The sequence below is a fragment of the Flavobacterium chuncheonense genome, from assembly GCF_042686145.1.
Taxonomy (GTDB): domain Bacteria; phylum Bacteroidota; class Bacteroidia; order Flavobacteriales; family Flavobacteriaceae; genus Flavobacterium; species Flavobacterium chuncheonense.
On sequence record NZ_JBHUPC010000012.1, the window covers coordinates 213,420 to 238,973 of the forward strand.

The 25,554-nt window shown below is 33.5% G+C and carries 20 protein-coding genes; 17 read left to right on the top strand and 3 right to left on the bottom strand.

Features of this window, described 5'->3' with window-relative positions:
- Window positions 1–163 precede the first annotated feature (163 nt).
- Window positions 164–1,558: a T9SS type A sorting domain-containing protein gene (locus ACFS5J_RS04990; protein WP_379810943.1), complete on the bottom strand. Its 1,395-nt coding sequence runs from the start codon at window positions 1,556–1,558 to the stop codon at window positions 164–166.
- 1,180 nt (window positions 1,559–2,738) lie between these two features.
- Here ACFS5J_RS04990 and ACFS5J_RS04995 point away from each other — a divergent pair.
- Window positions 2,739–4,520 carry a T9SS type A sorting domain-containing protein gene (locus ACFS5J_RS04995; protein WP_379810944.1) on the top strand — a complete coding sequence of 594 codons (1,782 nt, stop codon included), beginning with the start codon at window positions 2,739–2,741 and terminating at the stop codon, window positions 4,518–4,520.
- Between the two features lie 304 nt (window positions 4,521–4,824).
- Here ACFS5J_RS04995 and ACFS5J_RS05000 read toward each other — a convergent pair whose 3' ends face one another.
- Window positions 4,825–6,822 (bottom strand): tetratricopeptide repeat-containing sensor histidine kinase, encoded by a 1,998-nt coding sequence (locus tag ACFS5J_RS05000; RefSeq protein WP_379810945.1) that lies wholly within the window; start codon window positions 6,820–6,822, stop codon window positions 4,825–4,827.
- Window positions 6,823–7,060: 238 nt separating this feature from the next.
- On the opposite strand from ACFS5J_RS05000, the gene ACFS5J_RS05005 reads away from it, so the two are divergent.
- The 14 genes from ACFS5J_RS05005 (at window position 7,061) to ACFS5J_RS05070 (ending at window position 22,443) form a co-directional block, all read left to right on the top strand.
- Window positions 7,061–7,741 carry a response regulator gene (locus tag ACFS5J_RS05005; protein WP_379810946.1) on the top strand — a complete coding sequence of 227 codons (681 nt, stop codon included), beginning with the start codon at window positions 7,061–7,063 and terminating at the stop codon, window positions 7,739–7,741.
- Between the two features lie 852 nt (window positions 7,742–8,593).
- Window positions 8,594–9,415 (top strand): RteC domain-containing protein, encoded by an 822-nt coding sequence (locus ACFS5J_RS05010; RefSeq protein ID WP_379810948.1) that lies wholly within the window; start codon window positions 8,594–8,596, stop codon window positions 9,413–9,415.
- 132 nt (window positions 9,416–9,547) lie between these two features.
- Window positions 9,548–11,044, top strand: a complete 1,497-nt coding sequence (locus ACFS5J_RS05015) for a helix-turn-helix domain-containing protein (protein ID WP_379810950.1) — start codon at window positions 9,548–9,550, stop codon at window positions 11,042–11,044.
- Between the two features lie 95 nt (window positions 11,045–11,139).
- Window positions 11,140–14,937, top strand: a complete 3,798-nt coding sequence (locus ACFS5J_RS05020) for a hypothetical protein (RefSeq protein WP_379810951.1) — start codon at window positions 11,140–11,142, stop codon at window positions 14,935–14,937.
- Window positions 14,938–15,145: 208 nt separating this feature from the next.
- Entirely contained in the window at window positions 15,146–15,541 is a 396-nt protein-coding gene (locus ACFS5J_RS05025) for a hypothetical protein (protein ID WP_379810952.1), read from the top strand.
- Between the two features lie 161 nt (window positions 15,542–15,702).
- A complete protein-coding gene (locus ACFS5J_RS05030; RefSeq protein ID WP_379810953.1) occupies window positions 15,703–16,011 on the top strand; it encodes a helix-turn-helix domain-containing protein in 309 nt (102 codons plus the stop codon).
- A gap of 242 nt (window positions 16,012–16,253) precedes the next feature.
- Window positions 16,254–17,057, top strand: a complete 804-nt coding sequence (locus ACFS5J_RS05035) for a transcriptional regulator (protein WP_379810954.1) — start codon at window positions 16,254–16,256, stop codon at window positions 17,055–17,057.
- 60 nt (window positions 17,058–17,117) lie between these two features.
- Window positions 17,118–17,729 (top strand): ATPase, encoded by a 612-nt coding sequence (locus ACFS5J_RS05040; RefSeq protein ID WP_379810955.1) that lies wholly within the window; start codon window positions 17,118–17,120, stop codon window positions 17,727–17,729.
- Window positions 17,730–18,096: 367 nt separating this feature from the next.
- A complete protein-coding gene (locus ACFS5J_RS05045) occupies window positions 18,097–18,726 on the top strand; it encodes a hypothetical protein (protein ID WP_379810956.1) in 630 nt (209 codons plus the stop codon).
- A 173-nt stretch (window positions 18,727–18,899) separates the two neighbouring features.
- Entirely contained in the window at window positions 18,900–19,349 is a 450-nt protein-coding gene (locus ACFS5J_RS05050; protein WP_379810957.1) for a LexA family protein, read from the top strand.
- Window positions 19,350–19,364: 15 nt separating this feature from the next.
- Window positions 19,365–20,624, top strand: coding sequence for a Y-family DNA polymerase (locus ACFS5J_RS05055; protein WP_379810958.1), 1,260 nt, complete (start codon window positions 19,365–19,367; stop codon window positions 20,622–20,624).
- A 108-nt stretch (window positions 20,625–20,732) separates the two neighbouring features.
- Window positions 20,733–21,248: a hypothetical protein gene (locus tag ACFS5J_RS05060; RefSeq protein ID WP_379810960.1), complete on the top strand. Its 516-nt coding sequence runs from the start codon at window positions 20,733–20,735 to the stop codon at window positions 21,246–21,248.
- 42 nt (window positions 21,249–21,290) lie between these two features.
- Window positions 21,291–21,716, top strand: coding sequence for a DUF1810 domain-containing protein (locus ACFS5J_RS05065; protein ID WP_379810961.1), 426 nt, complete (start codon window positions 21,291–21,293; stop codon window positions 21,714–21,716).
- A gap of 82 nt (window positions 21,717–21,798) precedes the next feature.
- Window positions 21,799–22,443, top strand: coding sequence for an SOS response-associated peptidase (locus ACFS5J_RS05070; protein ID WP_379810962.1), 645 nt, complete (start codon window positions 21,799–21,801; stop codon window positions 22,441–22,443).
- 93 nt (window positions 22,444–22,536) lie between these two features.
- Here ACFS5J_RS05070 and ACFS5J_RS05075 read toward each other — a convergent pair whose 3' ends face one another.
- Window positions 22,537–22,791 carry a hypothetical protein gene (locus ACFS5J_RS05075; protein ID WP_379810963.1) on the bottom strand — a complete coding sequence of 85 codons (255 nt, stop codon included), beginning with the start codon at window positions 22,789–22,791 and terminating at the stop codon, window positions 22,537–22,539.
- A 1,097-nt stretch (window positions 22,792–23,888) separates the two neighbouring features.
- Here ACFS5J_RS05075 and ACFS5J_RS05080 point away from each other — a divergent pair.
- Both ACFS5J_RS05080 and ACFS5J_RS05085 read left to right on the top strand, forming a co-directional pair.
- Window positions 23,889–24,356: a DUF6943 family protein gene (locus ACFS5J_RS05080; protein WP_379810964.1), complete on the top strand. Its 468-nt coding sequence runs from the start codon at window positions 23,889–23,891 to the stop codon at window positions 24,354–24,356.
- Between the two features lie 272 nt (window positions 24,357–24,628).
- On the top strand, window positions 24,629–25,441 hold the full coding sequence (locus ACFS5J_RS05085) for a CPBP family intramembrane glutamic endopeptidase (RefSeq protein ID WP_379810965.1): 813 nt from the start codon (window positions 24,629–24,631) through the stop codon (window positions 25,439–25,441).
- Window positions 25,442–25,554 lie beyond the last annotated feature (113 nt).

Sequence of the window (25,554 nt, forward strand, 5' to 3'; positions counted from 1 at the left end):
TTAGATTCCGCAAACGAGTGTCAATCCTTTGAAATAACCGTTAAGAAAGAAAAGCTGTCTGAGCGTAGCGAGTTCTTTTCTTTTAGGTTATGAAAAGTAGATTGACCGTTGAGGAATCAGGCTGTGCCTTTTGGTACTTTGTGGCAAGACAAAGTACCTTACATTACTCAATCACCAATTTACTCCTCCAAACCCCACCATTCTTATCCAAAACCTGAACCGCATACACCCCACTTGCCATAGCAGTAGTCTCAAATTGCAAAGAAGTCTCCGCTGTAACCAATTCTCGCTCCAAAACTACACGCCCCGAAACATCAATAACCTGCAACTGCGCAGCTGTTTCCAATTGGTAATCCAGTGTAACCATCCCTTTAGAAGGATTAGGATACAACGCAATGGTACTTGCAGCCGTAAAATCTTCACTACTCAAAGTAGGCCCTACACACACATTTGGCATTTGCACCGCTACTGTAGAAACCGTTGTATTCCCACCATAAGTAGCATAATAATTATTAGGTCCCCAGTACCAAACCGTACCATCCGTCTTCGTTAACATGGCATGAAACGACAAACTATACTGTACCGTTTCCCAATTGTTATCCGTACCGATTTGCGTAGGCACATTTCTATTTGTAGTAGTACCATCCCCTAATTGTCCTAAATCATTTATTCCCCATACCCATAACGTACCATCACTTTTAATGCCTATAGATTCTGCAGGGCCAGCACCAAAATCTTTCCAAGTATCAGTTCCTAATGGTTGAGGAGTATTGGTCACAATTACTGAACCGCCTTGGCCTATTGCATGCTCACCACCCCCCCAAGCCCAAAGGGTGCCATCAGCCTTTTGAGCTAAAATATGAGAACCACCTACACGCATTTTCACCCACGTATTCACTGTGGTAACCTGAATTGGGACAACCTCGCTAATGTTAGAATTGCCATAACTAAGCAAAGAAGAAGGATTAAACCCCCACCCCCACAATGTACCATCACTCTTCAAAGCAAATGCAGTCCTGTTAGTACTCACAGCAATATCCATCCAATCCGTTGCGGTACCAACCTGTAAAGGTGAAAGCTGTTGTGCCGAAGAACTCCCTTGTCCCAATTGAAAATAATCATTTTGCCCCCAGCCCCAGATTGTACCATCGGTTTTTAATGCTATTGTAAAACCGGAACTACCCGCAACTTTTAACCAATTATTGGCCGTTCCAACTTGTTGAAATGACGAAAATGTTTGATTCGTTGAATTAACTCCTAAAGAACCATAAATATTACCTCCTGTTCCCCACAAAGTGCCATTGTTCTTAATCGCAAAAGTATTAAATCCACCACAAAAAACATTGGCCCAATCATTATCAGCACCCAGCTGCTTGGGTACATATTCACGAGTTACACTGGAATGCAATTGTCCGTCAACCGCTCTTCCCCAGCCCCATAATGTACCATCACTTTTAAGCGCTACCGTATGACCACCACCCAAATGTACACTTTCATAACACTGCCCTTGTAACCATAAACCACTAATAAGGCTTACTATAAGTAAAATTCGTTTCATAAACTTAATTTTAAATTGAACCAAATATAACCAACCAACAATCTAATATATTACGGTTTTACCGTAATATATGTTAAAAAAATATTTTTAAAACAAAAAACAATACCAGTGTGAAACAATAATACAAGAATATTCAATTCAATCCAATTATAAAAATACACGCAAAACAAGCCACCACAACACATAACGCATACTAGCTTATTTTAAAAACATTCTTCAACCCCAAGAAAATGATAAAAACAGTAATTTTAAAAAAATAACATAATTTTAAAAAACTAAATACCAAAGCTCTTTTACGCAGTGTAGCAAATGATATTTATTAAAAACACAATCATCTATTCAGCACAATTCTAAAAACGGCTTAGCGCTCCGCAATCGAGCGTAACCCTTTAAGAATTCAATTCGCATTTTCAGCACACCTTTCACTCGTCCTTAGCTTCCGCAGTCGAGCGTCAATTATTTGAAAAAGGCGTAAAAATAAAAGTTGTTTGAACGAAGTGAGTTCTTTTATTTTAGCCTTTAAAAATAGAAATTGACCGACGAGGAAGCAGGGACTTGATCTTTTGCTTCTTTTGTATCAAGACAAAAGAAGAAGAAGAAGAAACTATTCTACAATTAACTTACTCCTCCAATTCCAAATTAATAAAAACACTCCCCATTCACTACTAAATCACTTTTACGCAGTGTAGGAAATGATTTTCGTAAAGAAATCCCGAATCCCTGTAGGGATTTTAGAAAATCAAAACTGGACCCTGAGCATTTGAGATTAAGAGGAGAAACAAAGTTTCGGTAAAAAAAGGGCGGTTCACTAAAAACACTTTTTTAGGGAAACACCTCGTAAAAGAAAAGCCATTTTGGATACTTTTTTATTCATTCCTATTTATTGTTTTTCATTTGTATTCATGAATGCTTCGCATTTAAGCTTTAAAAAAGTACATACATTACGAATTCACAGCTCAAATCGTCTAACTAGCTCATCTCTAACTCGTCCTTAGCTTCCGTAGTCGAGCGTCAATTATTGGACACGAGCGAAATGAACAAGCGTTGAAAATAAAAGTTCTTTAAAATAACAAAAATAATCCTCAAAAAGTTATACATTTGAAAATCTAGTAAAGAAAATAAAAAACGATTCAAAATACTATTAGTATAAAGTGTATAAATTTCAAAACAAGCTCCAATTATGAAAACATTGAAATTACTTTTGGCTATAACAACTATCTTATTTGCAAAAACTATTGAAGCGCAATTCAATTACCAACGCAACTGGGGCACCTATTTCGGTGATGAGAGATTTGAATTAAAAAGTAGTAAAATTGACAGCCAAGGAAACATATACCTTGTGGGTGCAGTTAAAGGAACTGATTTAACGAATCTAACCTCTTTTACAAATGCTTCCTCACATCAACAATATTACGCAGGTGGAAATTATGATGGTTTTATCATTAAATTTAATAATGCTGGTCAAATCTTATGGGGCACTTTCTTCGGAGGTCTTAGTAACGATAAAATTAATGCAATTGATATCGACAATAATGATAATATTTACATTATTGGCTCCACTCAAAGTAGTTCAAACATTACAACTACAGGAGCACACCAAGAGACCTTAAATGGTGGTGGCGATTTTTTCATTTCTAAATTCAATGCAAGTGGAACTATAGTATGGAGTACGTACTTTGGTGGTTCTGAAAATGATTATGCACCAAATCCTGAAAACATTTCTTTTGATGGGTTAAATAATATTTACATATCTACCACAATGTTCAGCCCAAATATGGCTACACCAGGAGTTTTTCAACAAAATAAAAATGATTCAAGTTATCAAATTTCAAAATTTGATTTAAACGGTAATAGAATATGGACCACATACTATGGTAAAAACATACCTTTATGGAATATAAAGTCCAGTACACAAGGTGTTTACACTTTGAGCCACACAATGGATTGCCCTCCTAATTTCTCCTATAATACATATTTTGGAACACCTAATACACACAAACCTTTACCAGAAAATTGCCGAGAGATATTTTTAACAAAATTCAACGTTAACGGACAACGCGATTGGAGTACCTACTATGGAGGCAATCTAAACGAAGGGGTTACAGAAAAAAATTGTATTGATGTTAAAGATAATGCAATACTTTTTACAGGAGGTGCTCCAAATTATACCAATCAAGAAATAGCAACTTATGGCTCTTATCAAAGTAATTGCAATAGCAATTCAAATATTATAGTTCAATTTAATCAAACTGGTACACGTGATTGGGGTACTTATAATGGAAATTACAACATCAATTTATCTAATAGTGTCCCTATAATATCTAATATTATTATTGATAAAAATTCAACCAATTTTTACAATTATGGTTCTACTGGGATGTCATTAGGTATTACAACTACTGATGGTTACTTAAGTAACACTAACAACAGCTATAGCGGAGATGCATTTGTCTGCAAATTTACAAACCAAAACACTAAATCCTGGGGCACATATTATGGAGGTGAATTAGATGAAAAAGACATTGATTTTCATCCATATGATAATGGAAATAGATTTTATATTGTGGGTACAACACAGAGTTTAACACAAATAGCAACTACAAATGGTTTACAGCAAACAAAACAAGTTTTTGATACAGTTAACAACTCATTTCAAAGTGCTTACACGATTTTTATTGCCCATTTTGAACCCAACCCACTTTCAAGTGAAAACTTCAATGAAAACAATACAATTACAGTTTACCCAAACCCTACAAAAAACACACTAACCATAAAAAAACATAAAGCAACTACAGAAAACTTCAAGTATAATATTATTGATGTTACAGGTAGAAATGTAAAAAAAGGGACTTCAAAATTTAGTGATTACATAAACATTGAAAATATAAGCGATGGCATCTATACCATTCTCATAGAAACAACTAACGGAGAAAAACTATCCCAAAAAATCATTAAAAATTAAAGCATCTATCCAGCACACTCATCAACCAATCTTAAATTCAACAATCGAGCATCACCCCTCAATAATTCAATTCGTCTATCCAGCACAATCCTGTACCAGCCTTAGATTCTGCAAACGAGTGTCAATCCTTTGAAATAACCGTTAAGAAAGAAAAGCTGTTTGAGGCTGAAAGCCGAGTTCTTTTTTTTTAGGTTATGAAAAGTAGATTGACCGTTGAGGAATCAGGCTGTGCCTTTTGGTACTTTGTGGCAAGACAAAGTACATAACACTACTCTATCACCAATTTCCGTTACAAAAACAATCCTCAACCAGCAACCCCAAAAACTATATCCAATACAAAACCATCACCAGGAGCTGTTGTTATATCAAGCTTACCTTTTAATTCCCTAACCCTATCCTTTATATTCTTCAAACCAATACCCCTTTTAATAGTCTTCAAATCACAACCTACTCCATCGTCTTTTATTTGAAGCTGCAATACACCATCTATAAAATGTAAATCGATGGTACAATAGCTTGCACTAGCATACTTCGTTACATTATGCATTGCTTCTTGTATAATTCGGTAAATGTTGAATTTTACAACAGTATCAAGCAATTCCCATTGAATAGAGGTATCAATAGTCGCTTTAAAAATAGTAGTTCCAAGCTTGTTTTGATTGTCAACCAATGCGATAATCAAGGCATCAAGTTCATACTTTTCTGCAGTAAAATCAGTATTCAAATCATGAGAAATAGTACGCACTTCATTTTCTATAACCGACAGTTCATCAATATAATCCTTCCGTTTTGCAAGTGCTTCATCTGTAGTACTAGCATTAAAAAAACTTAAATTCAAACGCACACCATACAACTTATTCATAATGCCATCATGTAGTTCTTTGGATATTCGATTCTGTTCAGTAAACTTAGCATCCATAACACTCTTTTGATGCTCTTCTAGCAATTTAAAAACTTCTGCTTCAGCATGCTGCTTTTGAAGTAACAACTGTACTTTCTTACGTTGCGATTTCAAACTATAAATAAGAAACAAAATGGTCAGTAATAAGACACCCGATACAAAGGCAATCAACAAAATAAAGTTTTGATCCGTTAATTTTTTATTCTCCTCCTCCAATTTTGAAGTTTCATATTCTATTCTGGAATACTTTTCTCTATTGGTCAATTGAACGTTTGTTAAACTATCTTTAACGCGAACATATTCGTCATTGTAAAAATCTTTATTTTGAAAATCTACTTTACTTAAGAACTTTAAAGACTTTAAATATTCATTATAGTTCCCAATTGTTTTGGAAAGACGTAATGCTGATTTTAAATAAAATTCAGATTTTTCAAAATTACCAACAGTTAAATAATACTCGCCTAAACTAACGTTTCTATACAGTAATTCAGTGTTATTATTAATCGCTTCTGTAATTCTTAAGGATTCAAGAAAATCGCTTTCAATGCCATTAAAATCTCCCTTTTTCATTTTAGCATAAGCAATATTGCTTAAAATTAAGGCGTATAGTCTATCAGAAATAGGTTCAATCGCTTTATTATCAATTACGCTTGTCAAATTCTTAATTACCGTATCATAATCCCCCCATATTTCATAAAGATTAGCAATATTTACAATTGAAGTCACCTTATAGCTACGTTGTGTTTCCATATCGCTAATTTTAGGTAGCACATCTTTTGCTTTGAGATGGTATTGTAAAGCCAAGTCATAATTTCCTAGTTTTTCTTGACAATTACCCATTAAAGTAAAGTAACTAAACCTAAAGATATAATCAGTACTCTGCTCAGACAACCTAATGGCTTCAACCATTTTCGTTTCACAATCAATGTAATTACCCTCATAAAATAGCAAATAGGCTTTTTTAAACTCCGTTTTGGCTACTTCAGTATCCATTTTTAACTTTGAATAAATTTTTTTGGCAATTGAGAAATAATAGTAAATACTATCTTTGGAGTCAATGTCAAAGGTTTCAGCTATGTAATAATTTGCTTTTGCCATATTAACAGAATCTTTTAAATCAAGTGAAAGTTCATAAGACTCCCTAGCTGCTTTTCTCGAAAAGGCAAAATCTGATATATAGTAATACGCTGTTGAAAGCGCTAATAAATTATGGTTAGCAATGGAATCCCTCTTTTGAGTTTTAACAAATTCAAATATAGAATCCAGACTCTGCTTTTTCTGTACCGCTTCCAATGATGTATATTCTTTGGAAATAAAATAACCCTCAATGCTATTATCCTCAACTCTTTTAGTACATGAAAACAATAGAAGAACAATCAATAAAATAAAATAGTATTTCATGAGCCCAAAAATATAAAAAGCAACCTAATTAAAATGCTTTTCTTTATCTACAAACATGAAGATGTCCTCAATTAATAGCTAGTATTGTTCTAGAACGCCGTTTGTGAGAAATGTATCCAAATACCACCATACTATAGCATTTTACTATTTCTTTATATATTTGTTGCCAACACTATGAATAGTATAGTCTAACGGTATTTTTTAATCACTTTCAATTTTTTACCATACCCCTTCAATTATGAAACCTTCAGTTAATATCAATATTTTAATCATAGATGATCATCCATTAAATATTGATGCGTATAAAAACCTAACGAAGCATAATTTAGAAGGTAAAGAATTCAATTTTATAGAAGCCACATCATGTGAAGAAGCTTACAACGTAATCAAATTTAAAAATTTGAATAAAGATAAAATCGATTATGCTTTTATAGATTACAATTTACCATCATACTCAGATAAAAAAATATTCAATGGTCTAGACCTTTCAATATTTCTAAAGAAAAAATTTAAAGACTGTAAAATAGTATTTATTACAATGCACAACGAGCCTGCTATAATTTCAAGTATAGTACAGGCAATAAACCCAGATGGATTAATTTCAAAATCGGATGTCAATTTCGAATCCTTTAAAGAAATAATCAATACAATATTCATTCAAAATGGAAAATACAGGAGCAGTAGCATTGTAAAAGCTGAAAAAACAATTACAGCTAATATTTTAGATTGGGATGAATACGATTATAAAATAGTAGAACTATTAGTTGCTGGAGAGAAAACTAAAAATCTAACAAAGTATATACCCCTAAGTTTAAGCGCAATCGAAAAAAGAAAAGCTACTATAAAAAAACAGCTACTCACAAACAATGGAAATGATACCGATTTAATAATCGAAATTAAAAAAAGAGGCCTTTTATAATTTATAGCAGTTCCTTAAAAGATACTTTATTCACCACAATTCTCAACCAGCCTTAGATTCCGCAGTCGAGCATCAGCTCATAATAATTCAATTCATCTATTCACTACTAAATCACTTTTACGCAGTGTAGCAAATGATATCCTTTTAAAGCACAATCGTCTCTATTCAGTACAATTTTCAACCAGCCTTAGATTCCGCAAACGAGTGTCAATCCTTTGAAATAACCGTTAAGAAAGAAAAGCTGTTTGAGGCTGAAAGCCGAGTTCTTTTCTTTTAGGTTATGAAAAGTAGATTGACCGTTGAGGAATCAGGCTGTGCCTTTTGGTACTTTGTGGCAAGACAAAGTACAAAACACTATTCCACAATCAACTTACTCCTCCAAATCCAAATTAATAAAAACACTCCCCATTCACTACTAAATCCCTTTTACAAAGTGTAGCAAATAATTTGTGTTAAGAAATCCCGAATCCTTGTAAGGATTTTAGAAAATCAAAACCGGATCCTGAGCATTTGAAATTAAGAGGAGAAACAAAGTTTCGGTAAAAAAAGGGCGGTTCCCTAAAAACACCTTTTTAGGGAAACACCTCGTAAAAGCAAAGCCTGTTTTGGTGCATTTTTATTCATTCCTATTTATTGTTTTTCATTTGTATTCATGAATGCTTCGCATTTAAGCTTAAAAAAAATACATTATACTACAACAAATCTCCTACTCCATACCCAACAAAATAATATCCTAATCAACAAACCTACCAATTCAAGAATTACACCATTCAATTCAAGAATCAAAACCACAACACTTTGTCTCATAACAAGGTACCAAATACTTTTAAGGCCGAAAACCCCCCAAAAAAAATGAAAAACTTTGCCTTAAAACTGAACCAAGAACTAAACAAAAAATTAAAACAAATTCACAACCAAAACAGCTGTGAATTACAACTTGCAAAACAAGCAATCATAACAACCCAAAAGACAATTTTGGAACTAAAAAAATATTGCGAAACCTATGAATTTTCGAGTAAATCAGAAGAAATAGATTTTTTTAAGAACATAAAACCACAGTTCATTAGCAAACTCATTTACTACAATGAAATGTTTAATATTGAAGTGAATAAACCATCAACAACTAAACATCAGACCAAATACTACAAAAAAGAAATAAAAAAAATAGAAAAATTCTTCATTCAAAATAAAGAATCCTATAAATACTACCGCACAGGTGAAACCAGTTTGGACAAAAATTTTTTTATCCGCAAAAAATTCGACATTACACTAACAATTGAAAACATACAGAGTTGCTACGATGATAATTTTAATACCACCCACGATTATACCATTGCCAAAATAATAGCCTATGAAACCCTCTTACAATACCTTTCAGCAAAAAGTAATCCTAATGCAAAAACAAATGAAAGTAAAAAGAAAGTGAAATGGACAGCACCAAAAGTAGCATTTGTAGAACTGATATATGCACTACATGCAGAAGGGGTAATCAATAATGGTAAAATAAGCTTAAACGAACTCGCACAAAAAATGGAACAAGTTTTCGATATCGAATTGAGCCAACACAGCCGTATCTTTTATGAAATCAGAAGTCGTAAAACAATTCAAAAAACCAACTTCTTAAATACCCTATCAGATAAGTTGAACTACAAAATGGACCAGGCAGATGGCTAAAATTTTATAAAAAAATTACGACAAAGTAAAAGTAATATACTTTTCTATTAAATTTGTTTACGTACTGTTATATAACCTTTTAAAAAATAAAATATGATACGATAATCCAAACATTAGCCCCCAAAAAACACAATGAGCAAACGCTTTCTTTTCCTACTATTACTAATTACAATTGGTGCTGATGCAACCCAAGCAAGTAACAATTTAACGACAACTATAATTCAATCTTCAGTTTCAACAAAAAATACTACAGAAACAAAAGAAGCAATTGAAAAGGGTAAACAATATTTAGCATCAGGAATAAAGCATTACCAAAAAAAAGAGTTAAAAAAAGCTTTAGACAATTACTTAATAGCCTATGAATACTTTGAATATTCAGACGACTACTATACCATTCACAAAATAGAATATGCAATAGCGCAAACAAAATATTATTTAGGTTTTTATGAAGAAGCAATAAAAAGCTTTAAGCAATGCCTACTATATTTTGAAACGGAAAATGATAGAGCCTATCTAAATGTATTGCATCACTTGGGGCTTTGTTATAATAAAAGTAACGACTTTGAAACCTGTACGCTATACAACACCAAAGGTATCAAAGAAGGTCAACGATTGAGAAATTCAGAAATGGAACCATACTTCAAACATTCAGAAGCCATCAATCAATATTTTAAAAAAAACTACTCAGTTACAATTAACGAATTACAAAAAGTAATCCCCTTCTTAAAACAAAAAAACGACTTCGCAAATGAAGCAGTGGCCAATTTCTATATCGCAAAAAGTTATTGGCAAACCAACCAAAAAGAAGAAGCATTGCCTTACCTACTAAAAGTAGACAATACCTTTAGCACAAACAATTACATACGCCCCGATCTAAGAGAGAATTTCGAATTACTCATCAAATACTACGAAATAAAAAAAGAGGTGAAAAAGCAATTAATATATACAAACAAATTACTGAAAGCAGATAGCATCCTCAATTCAAATTACAAATACCTGTCCAATAAAATATTCAAAGTATACGACACTAAAAAACTCTATCAAGCAAAAGCAGAATTAGAAAAACAGGGAAAACTAAAGAACATATTCATGCTCTTAATAGCGCTTGTTTTAACAACTTTTATTATACTTTTAGGAATCAAATACAAAAAAAAACTATACATAAACAAAGAAGTGTCTCACCTAATAATAAAAGCAAACAATCCAACAAATGCTAGAACCTTAGAACAAAAAAGCAATAAAGAAGAAACCGAGATAAATCCCGTATTAGAAGAAGCAATACTCAAAAATCTCGAAAAATTTGAGGTACAAAAACGCTATTTACAAAAAGATATGACATTGCCAAAAATTGCTTCATACTTAAAAACCAACACCAAATATGCAGCCAAAACAATTTTAAAACACAGAGGCAAAAAAACAATCGATTACATCAACGACTTAAAAGTCGAACACATTATAGAGCTATTAAAAAACGAAAACAAATACCGCAACTATACCATTAAAGCCTTAGCTGAAGAAGCGGGCTTCGGTTCCACTCAAAACTTCACACGAGCTTTCAAAAACAAAACAAATAGCTCACCCTCAAATTTCATTCAAGAATTGAATAACTGTAAAGCTCAAGTTATGTAAGCAATTCAATTAATATAAATTACGAAAAGTTACATATATTTGAATATATTTACTAGTTGAGTGCAACCTAAAAAATGACAGACCAATAAAATTTAATGAAACTAGTAACCAGAGACAATATAGAAAGTTGGGCAGTCACTACATTTTCAAAAGCTGCATTACCTTATCTAATTTCAAGGTTAGTTAGGGCAACTACGCCTGCAAGTACAAAAGCTAACTTACCTTCAGGGAGTGCAACATACATTGGTGGGTGGGATGGTATCGTTAACTGTGAGTCTGAAACGGCTTACGTACCAAAAGGAACTTCTTTATGGGAGTTTGGTACAAATTCAGATATTAAAGGAAAGGCAGATGGCGATTACAATAAAAGAAAGGGTAATCCAATTGGCTTCACTCCAAAGGACTCTGTATTCATATTTGTTACTCCGAGACTTTGGTCAAAAAAGGATGATTGGGTTAAAGAGAAAAAAGCCGAAAACCACTGGAAAGATGTAATTGTATATGATTCTGTAGATATTGAACAATGGCTCGATATTGCTTTATCCGTTTCTCGTTGGTTTGCAGCACAAGATGGTGTAGGCACTTATCCTTTTGATGGGATAATGACAGCAGATGAATTCTGGGAAGAATGGTCTATTGGAGCTAAAGGCTTGGTTCTTTTACCTGAAAGCATCATTGCAGGAAGGGAGTACGAAAAGAATCAATTACTAACAACATTGCAAGGAGAGCCAACAATTAAAGGAATAAAGGCATCTACTAAAAATGAAGCAATTGCCTTTATTATAGCAGCTGCAAAAACTTTCCCTGATGATGACTCTGATAGGTTTTTCTCTAAAGCTCTCATAATAGATACCGAAGGGAATTTTAGAGGTGTTAGGATAAATACAAACACTTCTTTAAACCTCATACCAAGATTTGATGAAGCACAGCCACTTTACGCTGCTGTATCTAGAGGGCATCACGTTTTAGTTCCGTTAGGTGCAGATGATGATTTTAATCAAGAAACAATCACCCTTCCGACAATTGATAGAGACGGTCAAATTAATTCACTTATTAAAAGTGGAGTTTCAAAAGATGAAGCAGAGAAATTTTCAAGAGAATCAGGAAGAAATATTACTATTCTTAAAAAACTTCTTGGGTTTCCTTATAATAAAGCAAAATGGTTTTTTAAGGAGGATATTCGAGAAATCATACCAGCACTATTATTAGGTAGATGGAATGAAACTTTTGTTGGTGATGTTGAGCTAATAGAACAACTATCAAATCAAAAATATGCCGATTATTTAATCACTCTCAATAAATGGAAAAATTTTGAAGAATCACCAATTATTCAAATTGGAGAAAATTGGCGTTTAACCTCTCCCTTAGATTTATGGACAAATCTATCTGCTCAACTTACTGAAAATGATTTTAAAAACCTTCAGGAATGTTTTTTACAAGCATTTAAAAACGGAAATCCTATTATTGAACCAAAGGATAAAAATGATTTTGCAGCCAGTTTCAATAAAAAGAGAAAGTATTCAAATTGGTCAAGAGAAGGCTTAACTCAATCATTAATTCTTGTTGGTCGCTTAGGCGATAGCATTAAAATACCGAATCTTAATAAACCTCAAAATTGGATAGATAGCATTGTGCTTGATTTATTATACAATGCAACTGGAGAAACTTGGGTTTCCGTAAATCACGAGTTACCGCTTATCTCTGAAGCATCTCCAGATAGTTTTCTAAAATCAGTGAATAATTCCTTAGCGAAGGAAAAACCTGAAATAATAGAAATGTTTGAAGAAGAAGATGGTTTTCTTCACAAAACAAGTCACCATACAGGTTTTCTTTGGGCTTTTGAAAATTTAGCTTGGCTACCAGAGTACCTTAGAGACACAAGTTTAATTTTATTACAACTCTCAAGACTTGACCCTGGTGGTAATTTATGGAACAGACCATTAAATAGTATTACGGAAATTTTTAAACCGTGGCATTATCAAACTCTCGCTTCTTATGATGAAAGAATAGCTGTCTTAAAATATATTACAGAGCGAGAACAAGAAACAGGTTGGTCATTGCTTATTCGTATGCTCCCCGAACATCACGGTGTTGCTCATCCTACGCATAAAATGCGTTGGAGAATGTTTGATAAAAATACCAATCTAAAATATACGTATCAGGAAATTTGGGATACGCATTCAACGATAATTGAAATGCTTATTGAGCTTTTTGATTATGATGAAAATAAGTTCTCCCAGTTAATAAATGATGTTACAAATCTGAGCCCTAAAGACAGAAATAGGATTTTGACTTGGGCAGATGAGGTTTGCTTAAAAGTGGAGCAAAAGAGTTTCACAACTTGGGCTACCTTAAGAAAAATATTAAATCATCATAGGTCCCATCCCGATACAGATTGGGCATTACCTGAATCAGAATTGAAAAGGTTGGAAGACTTGTACAATAAACTTAAACCAACTTCTACTTTAGAGAAATACATTTGGTTGTTTAATGACCATTGGCCTGAATTTCCTGAAGGATTTGTATATAAGGATAATGAGTTTGAAAAACGTCACGAACAGCAGCAAAAAAGAGTTGATGATGCAAGAAAGGATGCCGTTATAAATTTTATTTCTGAATTAGGTTTAGACAAAACCTTAGAACTCAGAAATGAAATATCTCAATTATGGGCTTTTGGCTATGCTTTGGCAGATGTGATTTCTAAACAAGAAGATATTTTCACCATCAGTAAATGTCTATATGATGAAGGAAGTAAAATAACCTTTGTTCATAGTTTTATTTACCGTAAATCAATTAAAGTGGGTTTTGATTGGGTTAAAGTTTTGTTTAGTGATTTGCAAGAAAAGGGTTATAGTCATCAAGCACTCTCCAATATTTTAATTCCTATCAATCAAAATCGGGAACTTTGGGATTTCATCTCCACTTTAAATGGAGAAATTCAGAATCTATATTGGCAAAATGTAAGGCCTCATTTTTATCATATTTCTGATGCTGAAAAAGTTTTTGGGGTAGAAATGCTTTTAATTCATAAAAGATTTTTTTCTGCAATTGATATTGCTTCACATTTCCCTAAAGTTATTCCAACAAACCTTCTTGCTGATATGCTCCTAAGAGCAGGAACTGAAGAGTCAAGTGAGACCATACGCTTTAAGGGCTATGAAATTGAAAGAATATTTGAGGAATTAGATAACCGAGAAGATATTGAGAAATCTACTCTTATTAAGTTAGAATGGTTGTATCTCCCTATTTTAGATTCATATGGCACAAGAAGAACCCCCATAAACCTTGAAGAAGAATTAGCAAACAATCCTGATTTTTTCATTGATGTATTAAAGTGGATTTATCTTCCTAAGGATAAAACTTTATTAGAAGAGGAAAGAAAAGGAATTACAGATGAAGTCATTGAAAGTAGAGCGAAACAATCATATCACCTGCTTAACTCTTGGAAAAAAATACCAGGAATGAAAGACGATAATTCTATTAATGAAGTGGAATTAAAAAGCTGGATAGATAAAGTACGTGAACTTGCTGAAAATGTAAGCAGATTAGAAGTTGCTGATATGCAAATTGGAAAGGTGTTAGCTCAATATCCTGAGAATATACCTGAATGGCCACAGGAAACAATATTTAAGATAATAGAAGAGATAAATTCAGATAGCATAAAAAGTAATTATTCTTCAGCATTGTTTAACAAAAGAGGCTCTTCTTCAAGAGGAGCTTTTGATGGTGGAGACATTGAAAGGGAGAAAGCTACCTATTTTGAAAAGTTAGAAAAAAACTTTAAAAATAAATATCCTAACGTAGCTGAAATATTTAAAAGACTATCTGATGGTTATCTATTCGATGCCAAAAGAATGGATGATGAAGCTGAAAGACGAAGATTAGAATATTAAAAATAAAAGGCAGCACACAACAATGTATAAAAATAATAGCGGTTTAATTACTAAAGCCAAAGTAAGTAATATAAGAAAGGTCTGTGTGTATATCTGAAAGGTTAGTGAGTTTAAATCCGCTACTATTCTTATACGAGACCGTTATTAATTAGTTTTGTTCCAAAAAAAATAAACTATACAATACAAATATAAAATAAGCCAAAGTACTATGGGAATTATAATTGTACCTTTTCTATTCATCACTTTAATTGCATTCATTGTTGCTATTATATTCCTTTATAAACCCTTAGTTAAGAAAGAAATCAAACCAAAAAACTTTCTTTTGGGAACAAGTATTACAATCGCTATTTACGCAATGATTTTCTTGAATTATAAATCCAGTGAAAACGCCTATGCCTTAGGAACCTTTTTTATGTTTCCATTTTTTATGATTTTGATTCCATTTGTTTTAGGAATGATATTAAAAATTATAAACCAACCAATTACACAAGCAATTTCAAATAGTATATTGATAAGTGTGATAGTATCAGGTGTGTTTATGGTTGTTTTATATAAATACACTTTTGGTATCATTGAATACCTAGGATTAATAAAACATTATTAAACACCGAGTTGTAAAAGCAAAAAAATGACCTGAATAATCCCCTATTTAGACCTCAAAAAGAATTACAAAGCTATTTTTCTTTCAGAACTTCTGATTCACTTCTGAAACAAACTAAACCAAAACCCACAATTTTGTCTCATAACCTTTTAAAAAGAGACAAAATGAACTTAAATCCCAAACAACTATTCCCAGAAATCGACAATTTCGAATTGCTACACCATCAAATGGTAACCAAAAAAGACCTTTTAAATTTTGGTAATGCCTTATTAAACGAAATCCAGTCTGCTACCCAAACCCAATCCATACAAACCAAACAGTGGCTCAAATCAGCCGAAGTACGCAAACTCCTCAACATCTCACCTGGTACCCTTCAAAACCTCCGCATCAACGGAACCCTATCATACACCAAAATCGGAGGCATCCTATACTACAACCACTCCGACATCCAAAAACTCCTAACAGGAAAATAATTAAAAATTGTATAACACCTAAAAAAGCGACATAGAGTTCGCAGTAATTCCCAACTTTTATGCAGTGTAGAAAATGATTTCCGTAAAGAAATCCCGAATCCTTGTAGGGATTTTAGGAAATCACTTTTCGGTTTTTTGAAAATTCCGAAGAGGTATTTTCGAAAAAACACCTCATAAAAGTAAAAGCACTTTTTGATTCATTTTGGTGCCTTAAAAAAGAATAAATAAATAATATATGAAATATGAACTACATCAAACACCTCACCGGCTTCTTCATTCGCATCGCAACAGAAGAAACCATCTACCCCACACACATCAGCCTCTACCTAGCCTTATTCCAAAGCTGGAACATCAACCGCTTTAAAAATCCAATTGCAATATCGCGAGATGAGATGATGAAAGCCAGCAGAATCGCTTCAAAAGCAACCTATCACAAATGCATTAAGGAATTACACAACCTTGGATTCATAGACTATATCCCATCCTATAATCCTTATACCGGTTCCGAAGTAATCCTACACGATTTATCAGATAGAAAAAGTGTTTTTAAAAATCAAACCCGTTCAATTATTGCCCCAACCCAACCAATAAATAGCCAAGCCAATGGTAAGCCTACCGAACAGGTTAATGAACCCAATATATATAATAATACTAAAACATCTAAAAACATTAAAAACATATCTATAGATAATGATTCCATTTTTTTTGAAAAAAATGATTTTTTAGAAGTCGAAAATCAATCAAAAAAAAGTTGCGCAAAAAAAAGAGACATAGAAAATCCATCAATCGAACAAATCAAAGAATACTTCAAACAAGAAGAATATTCAGAATTTGAAGCAGAACGATTTTACAATTATTACACCAGCAACGGTTGGCTCATTGGAGGAAAAACAAAGATGATCGATTGGCAAGCTGCAGCACGCAGTTGGATATTGAATACCGCCAAATTCACAATCAAACAACCACAAAATCCAATACCAAAAGAACAACCACGAGCCAAGCAATTACAAGTTTCCGAAGATAAAAATTATGCAGAACCATTATGACATTTTTGTCATCCTGAACTTGTTTCAGGATCTCTGTTTTTTACAACTCAAATCTAAATTATGAGCGTACACTACAACTATCCAGAAATCCTAACATGGTTAGAGCAAAAAGCCAAACAAGAGTATGGTTCCAGTTTTCAATTCATAGAAGAAGACAAAACCAACATAACAAAGCTCATGGCATATTTCCTAAAGGATGAAGCAACTGCAAATCAATTCGGTATCGACTTATCAAAAGGAATCCTACTTTCTGGGCCCGTAGGTTCTGGCAAAACAACCTTAATGGCAATTATGAAATACATCAACCACAAAGACAACAAATTCTACATGCGAACCTGCCGCGACATCAGTTTTGAATTCATCAAAGAAGGATACGAAATAATCCACAAATACAGTCGTGGTAGTTATACACAAACCGATTGTAAAAACTATTGCTTTGACGATTTAGGAGTTGAAAGCAACTTAAAATATTACGGCAACGAATGCAATGTAATGGCCGAAATAATCCTATCACGATACGACCTATTCATCTCCAAAAAAGTAATCACCCATATCACCACCAACCTATCCGCTTCAGAAATCGAAACCATGTACGGCAACCGAGTCCGCTCCAGATTACGAGCCATGCTCAACCTCATCGCCTTCGACAAAACCACCCCAGACAAACGCTGACAAGCCATTCTTGTCAGATCGAGCGGAGTCGAGACCTTATACTCATTAATAAAAAAATAGCTAATCAATGATAACGAAATAGTAAAGTAAATCAAACAAATGCAAATGACTTTCAATTGCAAAAAAGTTTCCGGCATTAGAAGCAGAAATACTTGTATTCAAGATACACCACTTTTATGCAGTGTAGAAAATGATTTGCGTCAAGAAATCGCGAATCCTTGTAGCGATTTTAGGAAATCACTTTTCGGTTTTTGAAAATACCTTTTGGATTTTTCAAAAAACACCTCATAAAAGTAAAAGCACTTTTTGGTTCTTTTTGGTGCATCAAAAAGAACAGTAAATATAACATTCATTAATCACTACCAAAATGAGAAAAATCAACACCTTCTGGAACTGGTTCCAAGACAACAACCAAACCATCAAAAACCTATTAAAAGAAACCCTAGCAAATCAAATAAATATTACCTATTGGTTTACCAAACATCTAGGCTATTACTCTAAAGATTTAGATTTCATAATCCTATTCCCAAAAGATGAAAAACAAAAAACAGAACTCATTATTACAGCAAATGCAAATCCAGAAAACTCCAACCAAGTAATCGATTTAATAGACAAAGCGCCAGCATTAAGACATTGGAAATTTACAGCCTTCATCCAACCCACTACAAAAATTAAAAAAGTAACAAAAGAACTATCAGATCACTATATCATCCCAGAAATAACAATCAAAACCAATGAAATCAAATTCCTGCCATTAAGCGCAGAGGATAAAATTGATATAGTCGTTTACTTAAAAAACTATACCATCAGTTGCAATACCCAAACATGGCACCAAGTCCTATACATCATCCTACACGACCTATTGGGTGAAAAACCATTATCCCAAAACCTAAACTTCATCCAACTACCGCAACAACCAAATGCTACTGAAGAATTAATTGAATTATATGAATTGCAGCTATATATGGATACAATTAACAAAAGTGAAGATGCATAATTTCAAAACAAATCACGTTCAAAACACATTGGAATTTGCAAGCAGTTTCAAAAGTATAATACAAGCTTTATACCCCCAAGCATATATAATATATAACGCAATCAAAACTTTTCCTTTCACTTTACTCAAATCATTCCTCAAGGCTTCTTAACTTTGTAGTCTATTAAACGATAATGAAATTAAGAAGCCTGCATACAACCCCTTTATTAGAATTCTTCATCCCTGAATATACTTCAGAGATGGAAATTCCCTTTTTTGATGTTGGAATTAGTGCTGGCTTTCCATCACCAGCGGATGACTTCATTGAATTACGTATCGACCTCAACAATTTCCTTATCAAACATAAGGAAACAACCTACTTTGCTAAAGTCAAAGGGCATTCCATGAAAAATGTAGGCATCAATGACGGTGATTTATTAATCATCGACAAATCATTGGAACCGCAAAACAATAAAATTGCCATTTGCCAAATTGATGGAGAATTCACAGTAAAGCGAATTAAGATAGAAAAAGACATAGTCTGGCTAATTGCTGAAAATGAAGATTACGAGCCTATAAAAGTAACGCCAGAAAACAATCTTATTATTTGGGGCATCGTTATACATTGTATCAAATCATTCTAGTAAATCACGGTCAACATGTACGCTTTAGTCGATTGCAATAACTTCTATGCCTCTTGTCAAAGAGTCTTTGAACCCCATTTAATGGGTAAACCAGTTGTGGTTCTATCCAACAATGATGGTTGTGTTATTGCACGCTCAAATGAAGCCAAAGCATTAGGAATTCCCAAGGGAGCTCCTGCATTTGAATACAAAAAACTATTCGAAAATAACAATGTCTTTGTGTACTCTTCCAATTATGCACTATATGGTGACATGAGTTCACGGGTAATGAACTTACTCCGAAGCTATACGCCAGAAATCGAGATCTACAGCATCGACGAAGCGTTTCTTAAATTTGAGGGATTCGACTATTGCAATCTAGATGAATTAGGAAACAAAATGAGATATACCGTTACCAAAGGAACCGGTATCCCTATTAGTATAGGCTTCGCTCCTACTAAAGCCCTTGCAAAAGTGGCCAATAAAATCGCCAAAAAATACCCTGAGAGAACAAAAGGTGTATATACGATAGACTCTGAAGAAAAAAGAATCAAAGCACTAAAATGGACAAAAATTGAAGACGTTTGGGGTATTGGTCGTCAACATGCTAAAAGACTTAAAAATCGAAACATTACCAATGCTTACCAATTTACCCTATTGGCAGACGAATGGGTGCGTAAAGAAATGGCGGTTGTTGGACTAAGACTCAAACATGAATTAGAAGGAAAGCCCTGTTTAGCAATGGAAGAAGTAAAAAACAAAAAAAGTATTGCTACTACACGCTCCTTTGAAAAAATGTACTCCGAACACAAAGATATTGCAGAAAGAATAGCAACATTCTCAGCTTCTTGCGCCGAAAAATTACGCAAACAAAACAGCCATTGCAACATGATCATGGTCTTTGTGCACACCAACTATTTTCGAAAAGACCAACCACAGTATTCAAAAAATATTGTCATCAAAACCGATTTCCCAACCAATTCATCAATTGAAATCAACCATTATGCACAAATTGGCCTAAAAGCTATATTTCAAGAAGGATACCAGTATAAAAAAGCAGGAGTTATTGTTATGGGGATTACCCCAAATGATAAAACCCAATTGAGTTTGTTCAACATCTCCAACCCAAAACACCAACCCTTAATGGCAGTAATTGATAAACTCAATCAAGCATATGGGACAAATAAAATTAAATTTGGCAATCAATCCTTAGGACGCCAATGGAAAATGCGCCAGGAAAAACGTTCGCCACGATATACAACAAACATAAACGAAATTATAACAATTAAAGTTTAATAGTTGTAACACAACGTCTCTATAAAGCATTAAAAACCAAACTATAAAGCACTAGTTTTGCTTAATATTTTTTACTAACTTCACCCTATCTGTTAGAAAAAAATAAGAATGGAAGCTGAACTTAAAATAATCGTAAAGCATAATCTTGACACTACCAGTCTAGAAAATCTTGCCAAAGACATAGCCACTCGTTTAAATCAAAATATTGAGTACGGCCAATTCAAATTGTTGAATGAGAACCAACAATATTCAAAATTAGGTACGATAAAGGTTAATGATAGCAATGTTCAAAACACCCTTTATGATACTGCTAAAATTGAAACATCCTATAGTCAGTTTGTATTAGAAATGGGTGAAGAAGCAAAAGTATTCTACAATGATATCATAGAACTCCAGCTACCTTACGATTTGTATTATGATGAGGTACTGGAACATAAAAATCAAAACACTATTGAACACAATCCTTACTTGAAAACAGCACTTTCTGAATTACAAAAATTGGGTATCAAAACCATCTATTGCATCAAAGATGATTTTAGTAATAAAACACTTTTAAATCGCCAAAGTTGGTTAGATAATTACATAAAGTTAGAAAATCAAGAATATTTTACAATAGAAATTTAGTTTCTAAAATAGTAGCAATCGTATAATTATTGTAGCAAAATAATGGAGGCTTTAAACCGATATCATATCGCGCAGGAAAACACTTTTACAACTGCACTACAGGAAATTCAAAACGGCCAAAAACAATCCCATTGGATGTGGTTTATATTTCCTACTATACATGACAGATTTAGCCCTACTTCGTTTAACATTTTGTATGCCCTCAATTCAACAAAAGAGGTTGAAGCATATTACAAGGATAAGATTTTAGGTCAACGACTTATTATCATAAGTGAAGCTTTGGTGCAACACAATAAAAGCATTGAAGATATTTTACCCAAACCGGACATTAAAAAACTAAAAGCATGCATGACCTTATTCATGCAAATTCCAAATGCAGATCCAATATTCAAACAAGTATTAGGTAAATTCTTTGATGCTCAACAAGACGAAAAAACATTAGAAATTCTTAGGTCTCACACAACATAAAACAATACGAACCAATAAATTAAGAACATTAATAAAAGGAATTGATTAACTTTATACATCTTGAATTTGTAAATTGTTAGCTATGTGTTTTCATTCCAAACAAACAAAATTAGCATTAGAAGTCGAAAAGCGATTTAAGGCTAAAATTGACCATATTGAAAATTTTAAACCTACTACTCACATTAATGGTTTTGATTTTCCTCAAACCCCAATAATTATAGATGAAGCACCTGAAGTTATAACCCATTTCAATTGGGGATTAATCCCTTCTTGGGCAAAAGATGAAGAAATACGTAAAATGACACTCAATGCCAAAATTGAAACAGTAGACGAAAAACCTTCTTTCAGAAATTCAATCAACAAAAGATGCTTGGTTATAGCCAATGGTTTTTACGAATGGCATTGGAACGATGCTAAAGGAAAGTCCAAAACAAAATATGAAATCGGTATACCAAATGAAGACTTATTCGCTTTTGCTGGTATCTATTCCCAATGGACCGATACCTACACTGGTGAAATTCGTAATACCTATGCCATTCTAACTACTGAAGCCAATCCACTAATGGCTGAAATACACAATAACAAAAAGCGTATGCCGGTTGTCCTACATCCCGAAGATGAACGAAAATGGCTGCAACACGAACCCATTCAAAAATTTGCTTTTCCTTACCAAGCCAATTTAATAGCACACAATCTGGATAATATCCATCCAAGTCTATTTGACTAGTCACTATGATTACAAATCAAGTACCCGTTTCTTCAGAAAATTCAATTCGATAGAAAAATAAGTGAACTTAATTATAAATATATAAAGTAAAAATTACTCTGTTCTTTTTGCAAATGTTTCCTCTATAAAATCATAAAACAGATGAACCTTTTTATAAATGTTATAAGGCTTTTTCCTAAATTGCTTATATATCGTTTCCCTACCATCCTTAAACATCAACACCAGTAAATGACCTTTCGAATTCGGGTTCCAATCGATAATACATTGATTACGTAATAAAATTTTGTCTATCCCTTGATGCCGAAGTTTTAATTCTGCCTTACCGCGTTTAGTTTTAATTTCATCCATAAAAATAAGTTCCAATTTGATTACAGTATATAACTACAAATAAAAACTACGAATTTTACTATTTAGTATCCTATACGTTATCGAAATAATAAAATTTAGTTTTTTTACGAGCAATCAAGCGGTCTCTCTCCGGTCGCTTGCTTTGTTCCGCTCGGCTGCTCCAGTCGGTGGTCGGGTTGAAGTTTAGCGGTCACTGAGCGGAGTCGAAGTGCCCGTACTATTCATTACCATAACACCATTCCCAAACCCTACCACCTTCCATTCCACAGTCCACGCAGTAGTGTAGCGTCAGCCCGCCTCTTCAGGCAAGCTGCCACTCCCCTCCTTTGTCCTCGTCTTCACACGCGCGCTCACTGCGTTCGTCAGGGCTACTGCAGCCACAATAGCGCTTCATTACGCGCTGTGCTTCACAACTATAATTACTAATAGTAAATCTGTTGCTATATCGGTCACTGTGCAGAGTCGAAGTGCTCGGTAAAGCACATCACTACATTCCAGCCCTATTTTGTGGCTGCCGCCCTTGGTGTTTTGGGCGGTTGCTCCTTCGCACAGCCATCGGGCTTGGCGAGCTCCCTTTGTATTATTAACCTACTCCCACGGTAAACTCCATTATTGCATCACCACTCTACTCGTTCGGTCGCTGTGCCCGGCATTAAGGTAACCGCTATGCGGTACTTATAATTCGCCCGCCGTTACACGCTACTAGCCCTACTCTCCATTGCCCTTCGTCATTACGTTCCCGGTCTAGTGTGGCTGTGCAATTGCCGCAACCCCGCCACTGCGCTCCTCGCTTCAGGCAAAAGCTTTTTACATACTGTTACGGCTATCGCTTTTGCCTTCGGCTTGCGGTGCTTGGGGGTGTTTGTCCTAGCACAAAAAATGATGATTTCAAAAAAAGAAAAAAAGAAAGCAAAGTTTTGTTCCAGGTATTCAAAAAAGCAAGCTCAAGCCTTTCAGGTTTCTTTGAAAAACTTGCTTTTTTAAAACCTTCCACAGGAGGAGTCGGCTTTCTTTTTTTCCTTTTTCTTTTGAAACAAAGTACTTCGCAACCAATGAAACAATAACATTAAGCGAAAAACAAAGTTGTACTAAACGACATGCAGAAAAAGGAAAAAGGAAGTATAACCTTTAATCCTTTAGTTATGAAAAATTTTATCATTAAATGCCATGCAGCCGGAAAATCCTACACCAACCCACACTTCTTTGTGTTAAACAAAGGACTAAACAGTGGCAAACCACAAGACGAACCTTTTACCAATTCCTTTGTGGTCATCTTCCAAAACGAAACCGATAAAGAAGATGTCATGTGTATAGCCTCCAGTTTATGGAAATCAAAATTCTGGATCCCTTGTTTAAGAGGTTCTGTGATTCCATTTATAGCCCTATCCGAATTCAAAAAAGAATTCTTCCCAAAAGTAATTCGAGCAATGGAAGATTACGAACAACACCAAAAAAACATCAAAGCGTTGAAACTACTGCTCCAACAAGAAGACCACCACAAGAAAAACATTCACTTAATAAACGAACTCCGCAACACTATCATGTTGAGCTATCGCAACAAATAAAGCAAAAGCCTGGTCGCAAGACTAGGCTTTTTAATTAAATTTAAACAATAACGTTTATATACTTTTTATATATATTTGAAACTTTATTAACTAAATGTAATACCATTTAAAATTTAAAGTAAAAAACTTAATGATACTATCGACCGAAAATATTCTAATTATAATTGTTTCAACCATTATTGGTGGTGCATTAGGTCCATACTTGGTAAAGAAATTTTTCTATAAGGACAAGAAATAAAATATACTCTATTTTATATTTAATCTATTTGATTATGAATAAAGAAATAACACGAATACTACTACTGTTAACTATTCCCTTTATTGGCTTACTCCTAAAAAAGCTTTTACTATTTTTTGGACTCAATGAAGAAAATTTAAATGATGATTTAATTTCCAAAATTTTAATTAGAAGTGCTCTTACTGGAATCGTCTTGTTCTTAATCTTCAAATGGGGTTACGGAACTTTCTTAAAACAATATAAAAATACATTAATCACAACTATAATATTGGTTCCATTAGTGTACATTTCAATTCAACATGTTCAAGATGAAATAAATAATGCAATTTTGTCCGTTAGTCTTTTTGAAAATATATTGTATTGTATGAGTACTTTTTCTGTCGGTGTATATGAAGAATTGCTTTTTCGAGTCTTAGCTTTTTCATTAGTATTCAGCTATTTCAACAATAAAAAAGAAAATCTTTTTAAATCAGTGATTCTAACCAGTTTCCTTTTCGGAATAGTACACTTTATCAATCTATTCAAAATTACTTCATACAGTGTAATAATTCAAGTGATATTTGCTATAGGCATCGGGTTAATACTTCAATCACTATTGTTGCGCTTCAAAAACATTTTTATTGTAATAACACTACACGCTTTGATTAATTATTGGGGTATGTACCAATCGTATTTCAGTTTCCCTGAAAGCGTAAGTGACGTAGAGGGTAATTCCAGTTTTTCAAGCTCCTTAATTTGGTCAATACTTATTTTCGGAGGCTTCTTTCTTCCAATATCCTATTTGATCCTAAAGCCTGTTATCCGAAATGCTCCACAATTTTCAATTGAATCAATTGATAAAGCGTAATAATTATAAGCAATATTAATGTATATTGAAACTGTTAATCAATCGGTTAAATAATGAAAAAACAACTACTGCTATTTTGCTTTTTACTAGTAACCTCACTTACCTATGCACAA

Bases quoted from the DNA above. Each gene is read 5' to 3' on its own strand.
- ACFS5J_RS04990 (WP_379810943.1), bottom strand. From the start codon at position 1,558: ATGAAACGAATTTTACTTATAGTAAGCCTTATTAGTGGTTTATGGTTA.
- ACFS5J_RS04995 (WP_379810944.1), top strand. From the start codon at position 2,739: ATGAAAACATTGAAATTACTTTTGGCTATAACAACTATCTTATTTGCA.
- ACFS5J_RS05000 (WP_379810945.1), bottom strand. From the start codon at position 6,822: ATGAAATACTATTTTATTTTATTGATTGTTCTTCTATTGTTTTCATGT.
- ACFS5J_RS05005 (WP_379810946.1), top strand. From the start codon at position 7,061: ATGAAACCTTCAGTTAATATCAATATTTTAATCATAGATGATCATCCA.
- ACFS5J_RS05010 (WP_379810948.1), top strand. From the start codon at position 8,594: ATGAAAAACTTTGCCTTAAAACTGAACCAAGAACTAAACAAAAAATTA.
- ACFS5J_RS05015 (WP_379810950.1), top strand. From the start codon at position 9,548: ATGAGCAAACGCTTTCTTTTCCTACTATTACTAATTACAATTGGTGCT.
- ACFS5J_RS05020 (WP_379810951.1), top strand. From the start codon at position 11,140: ATGAAACTAGTAACCAGAGACAATATAGAAAGTTGGGCAGTCACTACA.
- ACFS5J_RS05025 (WP_379810952.1), top strand. From the start codon at position 15,146: ATGGGAATTATAATTGTACCTTTTCTATTCATCACTTTAATTGCATTC.
- ACFS5J_RS05030 (WP_379810953.1), top strand. From the start codon at position 15,703: ATGAACTTAAATCCCAAACAACTATTCCCAGAAATCGACAATTTCGAA.
- ACFS5J_RS05035 (WP_379810954.1), top strand. From the start codon at position 16,254: ATGAACTACATCAAACACCTCACCGGCTTCTTCATTCGCATCGCAACA.
- ACFS5J_RS05040 (WP_379810955.1), top strand. From the start codon at position 17,118: ATGAGCGTACACTACAACTATCCAGAAATCCTAACATGGTTAGAGCAA.
- ACFS5J_RS05045 (WP_379810956.1), top strand. From the start codon at position 18,097: ATGAGAAAAATCAACACCTTCTGGAACTGGTTCCAAGACAACAACCAA.
- ACFS5J_RS05050 (WP_379810957.1), top strand. From the start codon at position 18,900: ATGAAATTAAGAAGCCTGCATACAACCCCTTTATTAGAATTCTTCATC.
- ACFS5J_RS05055 (WP_379810958.1), top strand. From the start codon at position 19,365: ATGTACGCTTTAGTCGATTGCAATAACTTCTATGCCTCTTGTCAAAGA.
- ACFS5J_RS05060 (WP_379810960.1), top strand. From the start codon at position 20,733: ATGGAAGCTGAACTTAAAATAATCGTAAAGCATAATCTTGACACTACC.
- ACFS5J_RS05065 (WP_379810961.1), top strand. From the start codon at position 21,291: ATGGAGGCTTTAAACCGATATCATATCGCGCAGGAAAACACTTTTACA.
- ACFS5J_RS05070 (WP_379810962.1), top strand. From the start codon at position 21,799: ATGTGTTTTCATTCCAAACAAACAAAATTAGCATTAGAAGTCGAAAAG.
- ACFS5J_RS05075 (WP_379810963.1), bottom strand. From the start codon at position 22,791: ATGGATGAAATTAAAACTAAACGCGGTAAGGCAGAATTAAAACTTCGG.
- ACFS5J_RS05080 (WP_379810964.1), top strand. From the start codon at position 23,889: ATGCAGAAAAAGGAAAAAGGAAGTATAACCTTTAATCCTTTAGTTATG.
- ACFS5J_RS05085 (WP_379810965.1), top strand. From the start codon at position 24,629: ATGAATAAAGAAATAACACGAATACTACTACTGTTAACTATTCCCTTT.